This window comes from Aeromonas sp. HMWF016 (genome assembly GCF_963878195.1).
GTDB lineage: Bacteria > Pseudomonadota > Gammaproteobacteria > Enterobacterales > Aeromonadaceae > Aeromonas > Aeromonas lacus.
In genome coordinates, this window is record NZ_CAWNWX010000114.1 from 37,059 (window position 1) to 47,647 (window position 10,589).

At 61.8% G+C, this 10,589-nt stretch carries 10 protein-coding genes and 1 pseudogene; 9 read left to right on the forward strand and 2 right to left on the reverse strand.

Going from position 1 to position 10,589, the window contains the following annotated elements; genetic code table 11:
* The first annotated feature begins 4 nt into the window (after nucleotides 1–4).
* The 8 genes from mrdA (at nucleotide 5) to lipA (ending at nucleotide 8,575) form a co-directional block, all read left to right on the forward strand.
* Nucleotides 5–1,927: a penicillin-binding protein 2 gene (gene mrdA / locus AACS24_RS19790; RefSeq protein ID WP_108571750.1), complete on the forward strand. Its 1,923-nt coding sequence runs from the start codon at nucleotides 5–7 to the stop codon at nucleotides 1,925–1,927.
* Nucleotides 1,920–3,023 carry a rod shape-determining protein RodA gene (gene rodA, locus AACS24_RS19795; protein WP_033112715.1) on the forward strand — a complete coding sequence of 368 codons (1,104 nt, stop codon included), beginning with the start codon at nucleotides 1,920–1,922 and terminating at the stop codon, nucleotides 3,021–3,023. The genes mrdA and rodA overlap by 8 nt, the downstream gene beginning before the upstream one ends.
* Nucleotides 3,023–4,024, forward strand: coding sequence for a lytic murein transglycosylase B (mltB, locus tag AACS24_RS19800; protein WP_108571752.1), 1,002 nt, complete (start codon nucleotides 3,023–3,025; stop codon nucleotides 4,022–4,024). Before rodA ends, mltB begins: the two co-directional genes overlap by 1 nt.
* Nucleotides 3,963–4,934: a septal ring lytic transglycosylase RlpA family protein gene (locus tag AACS24_RS19805; protein ID WP_108571753.1), complete on the forward strand. Its 972-nt coding sequence runs from the start codon at nucleotides 3,963–3,965 to the stop codon at nucleotides 4,932–4,934. Before mltB ends, AACS24_RS19805 begins: the two co-directional genes overlap by 62 nt.
* Before the next feature lie 186 nt (nucleotides 4,935–5,120).
* Nucleotides 5,121–6,317: a D-alanyl-D-alanine carboxypeptidase family protein gene (locus AACS24_RS19810; RefSeq protein ID WP_005335176.1), complete on the forward strand. Its 1,197-nt coding sequence runs from the start codon at nucleotides 5,121–5,123 to the stop codon at nucleotides 6,315–6,317.
* A 292-nt stretch (nucleotides 6,318–6,609) separates the two neighbouring features.
* Complete coding sequence (gene ybeD, locus AACS24_RS19815) at nucleotides 6,610–6,873, forward strand: DUF493 family protein YbeD (protein ID WP_005335178.1); 264 nt, start codon at nucleotides 6,610–6,612, stop codon at nucleotides 6,871–6,873.
* Nucleotides 6,874–6,935: 62 nt separating this feature from the next.
* A complete protein-coding gene (lipB, locus tag AACS24_RS19820; protein ID WP_040066806.1) occupies nucleotides 6,936–7,613 on the forward strand; it encodes a lipoyl(octanoyl) transferase LipB in 678 nt (225 codons plus the stop codon).
* Nucleotides 7,610–8,575: a lipoyl synthase gene (gene lipA / locus AACS24_RS19825; RefSeq protein ID WP_005335190.1), complete on the forward strand. Its 966-nt coding sequence runs from the start codon at nucleotides 7,610–7,612 to the stop codon at nucleotides 8,573–8,575. Before lipB ends, lipA begins: the two co-directional genes overlap by 4 nt.
* A 107-nt stretch (nucleotides 8,576–8,682) precedes the next feature.
* On the opposite strand, the gene AACS24_RS19830 is transcribed toward lipA, so the two are convergent.
* Nucleotides 8,683–9,246, reverse strand: a complete 564-nt coding sequence (locus AACS24_RS19830) for an NUDIX domain-containing protein (protein ID WP_108571754.1) — start codon at nucleotides 9,244–9,246, stop codon at nucleotides 8,683–8,685.
* A 7-nt stretch (nucleotides 9,247–9,253) separates the two neighbouring features.
* Nucleotides 9,254–10,054 carry a DUF2989 domain-containing protein gene (locus tag AACS24_RS19835; RefSeq protein ID WP_108571755.1) on the reverse strand — a complete coding sequence of 267 codons (801 nt, stop codon included), beginning with the start codon at nucleotides 10,052–10,054 and terminating at the stop codon, nucleotides 9,254–9,256.
* Between the two features lie 211 nt (nucleotides 10,055–10,265).
* Between AACS24_RS19835 and AACS24_RS19840 the strand changes: the two are divergent.
* Nucleotides 10,266–10,589, forward strand: a pseudogene (locus AACS24_RS19840) (glyceraldehyde-3-phosphate dehydrogenase); the annotation flags it as partial.

The window sequence follows — 10,589 nt, forward strand, 5'->3', positions numbered from 1 at the left end:
AGGCATGCTGAAACAACGCATCGAGATGCGCGATCACAGTGCCGAGGGCAATCTGTTCTTCCGGCGCACCCTGGTAGCCTACATCGGCATCGTCGTGCTGATGCTGGTGCTGCTGGGCAATCTCTATTACCTGCAGGTCGAGTCCTACGACACCTACCAGACCCGCTCCAACTCCAACCGTATCCGGGTGGTGCCGGTGGCGCCGCCGCGCGGCCTCATCTATGACACCAACGGCGTGCTGCTGGCGGAAAACCGCCCCGTCTACAGTCTGGAGATAGTCCCCGAAGAGACACCGGATCTGGCCAAAACCGCCGATGAGCTGGTCGCCCTGCTGGGGCTGCCGGAGGGGACAAAAGAGAAGTTTCTGGCCGAAGTGAAGCGCCAGCGCCGCTTCAAGCCGGTCGCCCTCTACGAGAAGCTGACCGAATATCAGGTGGCGCTCTTCTCGGTCAACCAGCACAACTACCCGGGTGCCAGCATCGAGGCTTACCTCAAGCGCTACTACCCGTTTGGTGACACCCTCACCCATGCGCTGGGCTACGTGGCCAAGATCAACACCCGCGACGTGGAGCGCCTCGACAAGGAAGACAAGCTCGCCAACTACGCAGCCACCAAGGATATCGGCAAGCAGGGGGTAGAGAAGTATTACGAGGATCAGCTGCACGGCGTGGCAGGCTATCAGGAGGTCGAGGTGAACAACCGCGGCCGGATTGTCCGTACCCTCAAGTTCCAGCCCCCTGTTCCCGGCAAGGATATCTACCTCAACATCGATGTGCGGCTGCAGCTCAAGGCCCAGCAGTTGCTGGCCGGACAGCGTGGCGCCATCGTGATGATGGATCCCAAGACCGGCGCCATTCTGGCCATGGAGTCGAGCCCGAGCTATGACCCCAACCTGTTCGTGACCGGTATTTCCGGCGCCAACTACTCGGCGCTGCTCAACGATCCGGCGCGGCCGCTGGTGAACCGTACCACGCAAGGGATCTATGCCCCCGCCTCCACCGTCAAACCCATGATGTCCATCATGGGCCTCAACGAGGGGGCCATCACCCCGGGCTATCGCTACTTCGGTGGCCCCAGCTTCTCTATTCCCGGTACCACCAAGAAGTTCCGCGACTGGCGCCGCTGGGGTCATGGCTGGCTCGATGTCTATCGCGCCATCGAGGTATCGGCCGATACCTACTTCTACGATCTCGCCTACCGGGTCGGCATCGACAAGATCCACAGCTACATGACCAAGTTCGGCTTCGGTCAGTACACCGGGGTCGACCTCTATGAGGAGAGCAAGGGGGTCATGCCGTCCCGCGACTGGAAGATGGCTCGCTGGCGCCAGCCCTGGTATCAGGGGGACACCATCTCCATCGGTATCGGTCAGGGCTACTGGAGCGCCACCCCGCTTCAGCTGGCCAAGGCGATCAGCATCCTGACCCAGAACGGTCACGACGTCACCCCGCACCTGCTTAAGAGCACCGCCTCGCAAGCGGGTGTAGTCGATGCCCCGGTCAACCCCAACATCGCCCTCAAGCTCAAGAACGACAGCTTCTGGAAAGTGGCACAAGAGGGGATGTGGCGGGTGAACCAAGGCAAGGAAGGGAGTGGTCGCCACGCATTTGCCAATACCCCCTATACATCGGGCGGCAAGTCTGGCACCGCTCAGGTGGTCGGTCTGAAAGAGAACCAGGTCTACAACATCAAAACCGTCAAGGCGGAACATCGCGACAATGCGCTATTCGTCGCTTATGCCCCCTTTGAAGCCCCCAAGGCGGTCGTTGCGCTGGTGCTGGAAAACTCCATTGGTGGTGGTGGCGGCCGTGCCGCATCGCCCATCGCCCGCCAGATGATGGATGCCTTCCTGCTGCCGCCCGAACCACAACTGCCACCGGCACCGGAAAAGCCGTCCAAACCGAGTGAGGTTGCAACCAATGAGTAATTCAGCCCGCCAGCAGAGTATCTGGTACAAACTGCACATCGATCTGCCCCTGCTGCTGGGGTTGCTGGCCGTCGTTGCCCTCTCCATGGTGGTGCTCTACTCCGCCTCCGGCCAGGATATGGACTCCATCGTGCGCCAGCTGGTGCGCGGCGGACTCGCCTTCGCCCTGATGATCGGCATGGCCCAGCTGCCGCCTTCCCTCTACGCCCGCTGGTCGGTGCCGCTGTTTGTCGGGGTAGTGCTGCTGCTCATCGCAGTGGACGTATTCGGCCATATCGGCAAGGGGGCCCAGCGCTGGCTCGACTTGGGCTTTATGAAGTTCCAGCCCTCCGAGGTGATGAAGCTCTCCATGCCCATCATGGTGGCCGCCTGGCTCAGCCGTCACTCGCTGCCCCCCAAACTCAGCCACGTGGTGATAGCCCTCATCATGGTGCTGCTGCCGACCCTGCTGATTGCCGCCCAGCCCGACCTTGGCACCTCCATTCTGGTGGCGGCCTCCGGTTTCTTCGTCATCTTCCTGGCGGGGCTCAGCTGGTGGCTGATCGGACTGGCGGTGCTGCTGATCGCGGCCTTTATGCCGGTGCTCTGGTTCTTCCTGATGCACGACTATCAGCGCCAGCGGGTCATGATGCTGATCGACCCGGAGAAAGACCCGCTCGGCCGCGGCTATCACATCATCCAGTCCAAGATTGCCATCGGCTCCGGCGGCGTCTTTGGCAAGGGGTGGCTGCAGGGCACCCAGTCTCAGCTCGAGTTCCTGCCCGAGCGCCACACCGACTTCATCTTCGCGGTATTCAGCGAGGAGTTCGGTCTGGTGGGGGTGGCGCTGCTGCTGGTGCTCTATCTCTACGTCATCAGCCGCTGCCTGTTTATCTCGATGCAGGCCCAGAACAGCTTCGAGCGGCTGCTGGGTGGCGCCATCACCCTCACCTTCTTCGTCTATGTGTTCGTCAACATGGGCATGGTGAGCGGCATCCTGCCGGTGGTAGGGGTGCCACTGCCGCTGGTGAGCTATGGCGGCACCTCCATGGTGACCCTGATGGCCGGATTCGGTATCCTGATGTCCATCCAGACTCATAGAAGACTGCTTGCCTGATGCGTCTGGTTGGGTTGTTGCTCTCGCTCGTTGCCCTTACGGCAGAGGCGGCCGTCGAACCTGCCGGGCTCGCCCTGCTCGCCGAACAGCAGCAGGTGCCGTTGGCGGAGTTGCAGGCGGCGGTGGCCAGCGCCCGGCTAAGGCAGGAGGTGCTCGACACCATCAGCCGCCCGTGGGAGGCCAAGCCCTGGCACCGCTACCGGCCGCTGTTCGTCACCCCGGATCGCATCCGGGATGGCCTGCAGTTCTGGCAGCAGCATGCCGCCACGCTGGCGCGAGCCGAGCAGACCTATCGGGTACCGGCCTCGCTTATCGTCGCCATCATCGGCATCGAGACCTTCTACGGTCGCCAGATGGGCCGTCATCCGGTGCTGGACAGCCTCTACACCCTGGGGTTTCACTATCCAGAGCGCAGCGACTTCTTTGCCAAGGAGTTTGCCCAGCTGGTATTGCTGGCCAAAGAGGAGGGGTGGCAACTCGATACCCTCAAGGGCTCCTATGCCGGAGCCATGGGGATGGGGCAGTTCATGCCCTCCAGCTATCGCCACTACGCCGTCGATTTTGACGGCGATGGCAAACGGGATCTCTTCGCCAATCCGGCCGATGCCATCGGCAGCGTGGCCAACTACTTCGCCAGCCACCAGTGGCGCTGGGGCGAAGCGGTGGTCGAGCCGGCCCAGATTGGGCTGATGGCGGTTGATCCCCTGCTCAGGCGAGAGCCCGAGCTGACACAACAGTGGTCAGAACTGGCGGCGGCAGGGATTGAGCTCGCCACGCCGCTGGCCCCGCAGACGCCGGTCAAGTTACTGGCATTTGATCAAGCCGATGGACCGGAATACTGGGTCGCACGGCATAACTTTTATGTGATCACCCGCTACAATCGCAGCCCGCTCTACGCGATGGCGGTGTATCAACTTAGCCAAGCCATTCAGGAAGCGTATGCATCTTCGTCACAAACTCCTCCCGCTCAGCCTGAGCTTGTTGCTGGCCGCCTGCAGTAGCAGCCAGCCGGAACAGTCCGCCCCGGTCGATCTGCCGCCCGCCAGCAAACCGCCCGTTATCGAGATCCCGCAAGCCACCGGCGCCATCCCGCGCCCCGAGCCCCTGAGCACCAGCGGCAACCGGGACTACTGGCGCGGTCAGGAGAAATTCGAGGTGTGGCGCGATATCAAGCACTACAGCGAAGAGGGCACTGCCAGCTGGCTCTCCCCCTCCCTCGATGGCCAGAAGACCGCCAACGGCGATGTGCAGGACAGCAAGCTGTTCAGCGCCGCCCACCGCAACCTGCCGCTGCCCAGCTACGTGCGGGTCACCAATCTGGACAACGGGCTGGAGACCATAGTGCGGGTCAACGATCGCGGCCCGTTTGACAGCAGTCGCCTCATCGACCTCTCCCCCGCTGCCGCCAAACAGCTCGAGATGATCGAGGGGGGCGAGGCGCGGGTGCGGCTCGAACTCATCAACGACACCCCGGATCAGATGGTGATCATGGAGCCGATGAAGCCCATCGAGATGACGCCGACCGCCCCGGCTGCCGCCGCTGCACCTCAGGCGATGTCACAGGATGGCTTCATCGGTCAACCGACCGAGCTCGCCATGGCTGCGCCGGCCGCAGAAGCGGCGCCCGTCAAGGCACCCGCCGCCAAGCCAGCCAAAGCGGCACCGGCCAAGGCGGCAGCCCCTGCCAGCAGTGATGATGGCAAGATGATCCAGGTACTGGCCAGCGGCTCCCGGGATCGGGCCGAGGCGATGGGCAAGGTGATGACCCAGCGTTACGGCGTACCCTACCGAATCGATGCTCATGGCGCCATTTTCCGGGTGCTGATTGGCCCGGTCGCCGCCGACCAGCAGGCAAGTGTGCTGGAAAAAGTACGTCAGGGCGGGCTGGAACAGGCCTTTATCGTGCCCTGATCGCCCCCTTTTGCCGCGGATGTGACTAACCGCTTACTCACTGTCATCACGTCGTTTTATGGCGTGATGACAGGGAGTGATGGATAAAAAACCAGTTCTGATCGCCATCTCGGGCTATAACCTGCGGGCGCATCTGGTATAGTTAGGCCCGCATTTTATCCCCATCTGGCTCGCAGGAATTTCAAGATGTCCAAATTTGCCCGTTCAGTTCTTCTGGCCTCACTGATCAGCGTAACCGCCCAGGCCAATACGCCGGTGCCGACACCGACCCCGAATGCCATGCCCATGGTGGTTCCCGCCGCGCCGGAGATCTCCGCCAAGGCCCATATTCTGATCGACTACTACTCAGGTCAGGTGCTGGCCGAGCAGAACGCCGAAGAGCGTCTGCCGCCTGCCAGTCTGACCAAGATGATGACCTCCTACATCATCGGCCAGGAGCTGCTGAAGGGGAACATCAAGCGCACCGACATGGTGACCATCAGCCAGAACGCCTGGTCCAAGAACTACTCCGACTCTTCCAAGATGTTTATCGAGGTGGGCAAGCAGGTCTCCGTCGATGATCTCAACAAGGGCATCATCATCCAGTCCGGCAACGACGCCTGCGTCGCCATGGCCGAGTTCCTGGCGGGCAGCACCGACTCCTTCGCCAGCCTGATGAACAGCTGGGCCGCCAAGCTCGGCATGAACGACAGCCACTTCATGAACCCGCACGGTCTGGATGCGGAAGGTCACTACAGTACCGCTCACGATATGGCCCGTCTGGGTCAGGCGCTGATCCGCGACCTGCCGGAGGAGTACAAGATCTACTCCCAGAAATCCTTCGTGTTCAACGGCATCACCCAGCACAACCGCAACCGCCTGCTGTGGGATCAATCCCTGCAAGTTGACGGCATCAAGACCGGCCACGTCAGCCAGGTCGGCTATAACCTGGTCTCCTCTGCCACCAACAACGAAGGCATGCGCCTGATCGCCGTGGTACTGGGCGCCAGCAGCGAAGCCTCCCGCGCCGCCGAGAGCAAAAAACTGCTCACCTACGGCTTCCGCTTCTTCCAGAGCCTGACCCCGTACAAGGCAGGCACCGAGCTAGTCACCCAGAAGATCTGGATGGGCGACAAACCGGAAGTGAAACTGGGCGTCGACAAAGATGTCTCCGTGCTGGTCACCCGCGGTCAGGGCAACAACCTGAAGGCTGACTTCCAGCTCGACAGCGAGCTGAAAGCGCCGCTGGCCAAAGGTCAGCGCGTCGGTACCGTGTTCCTGAAACAGGGTGACAAAGAGATCAAGCAGGTGCCGCTGGTAGCCCTGGAAGAGGTGCAGGAAGGTGGCTTGATGAGCCGTCTGTGGGACTACCTGGTACTGCTGGTCACCAGCTGGTTCAAGTAATCCAACGCACAATCCTCACCAAACAGCGGCGCCAACAGGCGCCGCTGCTGTCTGTGACAGACAAAAGCAGTGAATAACCCTGTAAACTGCAGGTTCCGCCTTACCCTGATTTGTGGTAAAAAGCAGCACTTCCATCCTTGTCTGACCGATCCTGGCCTTGATCCCGGTCCGGGCAGCGCCCATATAGTTATGAGCCGTGCCCATATAGACTTGAAATGGCGGCCTCCACGGGCCATCGGCCACTAGCCATCCAAGATGAAGTCATCCCGGTGATGACGCAAAAGGTGAGTAAATGAATACCAAGTTTGATGAACTGCTGGAGTTTCCCTGCAAATTCCCGTTCAAGGTACTCGGCGTTGCCGACCCGGCACTGCCGGAAATGGTGGTTGAAGTGCTGCAGCAGCACGCCCCCGGCACCTACAGCCCGACCGTCCAGCCGAGCTCCAAGGGCAACTACCACTCGGTCCGCGTGACCGTGACTGCCCAGAGCAAAGAGCACATCGAAGCGATGTACCACGCCCTTGGCAAGATCGAGCTGGTGAAATACGTACTGTAATTTCTCTCTCGCCCCGTTCTGCGGGGCGACTGTTTTTGGCCGCAGCACGCCGCGAGGACGCCATGTCATCCCAGATCCCCGCCCAGTCCAGCCTGATTGTCAGGCAGCTGGGTCGCCGCCCCTACCAGCCGGTATGGGACGCCATGAAAGCCTTCACCGACAACCGCACCAGCGACACCCCGGACGAGTTCTGGGTGGTCGAGCACGATCCCGTCTACACCCAGGGCCAGGCCGGCAAGGCCGAACACCTGCTCAATCCGGGCAATATCCCGGTGGTGCAGAGCGATCGCGGCGGTCAGGTGACCTATCACGGCCCGGGCCAGCTGGTGCTCTACGTACTGGTGGATGTCCGCCGCTGCAAATTCTCGGTTCGCGAGCTGGTGACCGCTCTGGAGACAGCCATCATCAACACCCTCGCCAAAAGCGATATCCAGGCCTATGCCAAGGCCGATGCCCCCGGGGTCTATGTGAAAAATGACCTTGGCATGGAGGCAAAACTGGCCTCGCTGGGGCTGCGCATCCGCAAGGGGTGCTCGTTCCACGGGCTGGCCCTCAATATCAACATGGACATGACCCCCTTCCTGCACATCAATCCGTGCGGCTATGCGGGCATGGCCATGACCCAGACCAGCGCCCTGGGCGGCCCGCAAAGCGTGGCCGAGGCGCAATCCATTCTGGTGGCCGAGCTGGCTCGCCTGATTGGCTATCAAACAATAACAAACACCGAGAGTGAATCATGAGCAAACCCGTTCGTATGGAGCCGGGCGTCAAGCTGCGCGATGGCGACAAGATGGCCCTGATCCCGGTGAAATTCATGCCGGATCCCAACGAAGAACTCCTTCGCAAGCCGGACTGGATGCGGATCAAGCTGCCCCCCTCCAGCCAGAAGATCGAACACATCAAGAGCACCTTGCGCAAGAACAAGCTGCACTCGGTCTGTGAAGAGGCCTCCTGCCCCAATCTGGCGGAGTGTTTCAACCACGGCACCGCCACCTTCATGATCATGGGCGCCATCTGCACCCGCCGTTGCCCCTTCTGCGACGTGGCCCACGGCCGCCCGCTGGCGCTCGATCCGGAAGAGCCGAAGAAGCTGGCGCTGACCATCAAGGAGATGAACCTCAAGTATGTGGTGATCACCTCGGTGGATCGCGACGATCTGCGCGACGGCGGTGCCCAGCACTTCGCCGACTGCATCCGCGAGATCCGCGAGCACAGCCCGCAGACCCGCATCGAGATCCTGACCCCGGACTTCCGTGGCCGGATGGAGCAAGCGCTGGAGGTGTTCCGCGAGACCCCGCCGGACGTCTTCAACCACAACCTGGAAACCGCGCCGCGCATGTATCGCGTCGCCCGCCCGGGCGCCGACTACAAGTGGTCGCTGGAGCTGCTGCGCCGCATCAAGGAGATGCACCCCCACGTGCCGACCAAGTCCGGTCTGATGATGGGCCTTGGCGAGACCAACGAAGAGATCGTCGAGGTGCTCAAGGATCTGCGCGCCCACGGCGTCAACATGCTGACCCTGGGTCAATATCTGCAGCCGAGCCGCCACCACCTGCCGGTCAAGCGCTACGTGCCGCCAGCAGAGTTTGACGAGCTGAAAGATGTCGCCATGGAGCTGGGCTTTACCCACGCTGCCTGCGGTCCTTTCGTTCGCTCCTCCTACCATGCTGATCTGCAAGCCAAGGGCGAAGAGGTCAAATGATCTCGTACGACAGAGTGGCCCAGCAACCGCCACCCTCGCAATGAAAAAAAGAGCGCCCATTGGCGCTCTTTTTGTTGGTGTCACTGACCGTTGCGGCTTGATCTACTTCAGTAGCCGTGGTCGAAGATCCCCTGCTGATGCCAGCGTTGCAACTGGGCCAGCACCCGGGTCTCCCGCGCCGTCCACTGGGGACAGGGCCCCGCCAGCTGGGTCTTGTTGGTCTGCAACGCTTCGTCGAGAGCAAACCAGCCGGGCACGAAGCCAAGGCGGATCTCGTAGGGCTGCGGCTGCGGGGCCACCAGCTGATCGCCAATCCGGCACAAGTAGTAGAGCGAGCGGATACAGTAGGCATCGAACCCCGGCTCGCGGGCGGCACGATATTCACGGGTCTCGCCAAGCAGGCCCCCCACTTCCCGCAGCTCGGCACCGCACTCCTCCAGCAGCTCGCGAGCGAGCGCCACATGGTGGCTCTCCCCCGCTTCAATGCCGCCCCCGGGGAACATCAGATCGCCGTTGACCCGGGAGTGAACCAGCAGCAGCTCGTCGCCACGGGGCACCACGGCGCGCACCGTGAGGCGCTCCAGGGTGCGGCCATTGGTGGTTATCTCGCCGTGTACAAACGAGAGGTCAAAGGGCTCGGGCCAGACGCTGGCCCCGGATGGGTTGCTCATCATCTCCTCAGGGTCGGTAGCTGCCGCCTTGCAGTTGCCGGACGATCTCGGCCGCCTGGGCATCGAGGGCATCCTGACGGGGCTTGCTCAGGCTGTAGTAGAGGCCAAAACGCTTGGCGGAGACCTCGGGGTTGTTCGGGAAGGCTTCGCTCACCTTGCCCCACAGATAGGCCTGCTCATACTGCTTCTGGCCCATGTAGAGGGTGCTGAGGGAGGTAAGCAGACGGCTGTTGAGCGGCTCCCCCTCGCGATAGAGGGAGAGGCCGTGGTGCAGGATGACGATGGCCTTGTCCGGCTCGCTCTTGGCATAAATGCCGGCCAGCACCAGCTGCAGGTCGGGCTCTTCCAGCCCCTTGCCCCCCTCCTGCGCCAGAAACAGCTGGCGAGCCCGCTCGTCACTGTTGTTGGTCCAGTGCCAGAGCAGCAGGTAGGGATCCTGCGAGTTGCGGGTCGCCGTATCGAGCCGGGCCAGCTGATCGCCGGCGGCCAGCATCCCCTCTACCCGTGGACTCTTCTGCTCGCGGGCCCGCTTGTACTCGATGTTGGTGGAGTGCTCGGCGCACTTGATGTAACGCTCCAGACTGCGCATCAGCTCGTAGCTGCGGCGATCGCTCTGCTCCTCTTGCAGGTAGAAGCGGCTGCGGATGACATCGGTGCGCTCGTAGCGGCACCAGCCGTCGTCCACCAGATCCTGACAGAGCTCGGGGTGATTGCTGCAGATGGTGTGGAGCCGATCGTTATCGCAACCGGCGACGGCAAGGCCGGCCGAGAGGATAAAGAGCGGTTGTCGCAGGGCTGTGGGGATCATGGCTCACATCTGGTTGATAACAGTGACTGGCAACAACTGGAGCCTTATGTGGCCACCTTCGGCTAGCAAACCGGTTACATATCCATTACAATGCGCGCGCCGTATAAGGCCGCGATTGCAGAATACTATAACGAAATCGACACCCCTACACTGATCTGCATTCGACGAATTTTCTATTTGCACCAACAACGTGAAATAAAGGATCTGGTCAATGACCCACGAGCACTATCTGCAAACGTGGCAGGAGAGCCAGGAGCTCGCCGAAGCCATGCAGCCCTTGATTGGTCGCCTCTACCGACAACAAGGGGTCGAGATCACCCTCTACGGCCGCCCGCTGCAAAACGCCTCCACCATCGATATCCTCAAGGCCCACCGGGTCGTTCGCCGCCACCAGGGCGCCCCCCTCCCCATCCAGCAAAGCTTCCCCCTGCTCCAGGCCATCGTTGCCCTCAAACCCACCGCCGCCGAGGTAGACCTTGGCAAGCTGGCGGTCGGTTACTGGCAGGATCATCAGGATGAGGCGGGGATCGAGGAC

Bases quoted from the DNA above. Each gene is read 5' to 3' on its own strand.
- mrdA (WP_108571750.1), top strand. From the start codon at position 5: ATGCTGAAACAACGCATCGAGATGCGCGATCACAGTGCCGAGGGCAAT.
- rodA (WP_033112715.1), top strand. From the start codon at position 1,920: ATGAGTAATTCAGCCCGCCAGCAGAGTATCTGGTACAAACTGCACATC.
- mltB (WP_108571752.1), top strand. From the start codon at position 3,023: ATGCGTCTGGTTGGGTTGTTGCTCTCGCTCGTTGCCCTTACGGCAGAG.
- AACS24_RS19805 (WP_108571753.1), top strand. From the start codon at position 3,963: ATGCATCTTCGTCACAAACTCCTCCCGCTCAGCCTGAGCTTGTTGCTG.
- AACS24_RS19810 (WP_005335176.1), top strand. From the start codon at position 5,121: ATGTCCAAATTTGCCCGTTCAGTTCTTCTGGCCTCACTGATCAGCGTA.
- ybeD (WP_005335178.1), top strand. From the start codon at position 6,610: ATGAATACCAAGTTTGATGAACTGCTGGAGTTTCCCTGCAAATTCCCG.
- lipB (WP_040066806.1), top strand. From the start codon at position 6,936: ATGTCATCCCAGATCCCCGCCCAGTCCAGCCTGATTGTCAGGCAGCTG.
- lipA (WP_005335190.1), top strand. From the start codon at position 7,610: ATGAGCAAACCCGTTCGTATGGAGCCGGGCGTCAAGCTGCGCGATGGC.
- AACS24_RS19830 (WP_108571754.1), bottom strand. From the start codon at position 9,246: ATGAGCAACCCATCCGGGGCCAGCGTCTGGCCCGAGCCCTTTGACCTC.
- AACS24_RS19835 (WP_108571755.1), bottom strand. From the start codon at position 10,054: ATGATCCCCACAGCCCTGCGACAACCGCTCTTTATCCTCTCGGCCGGC.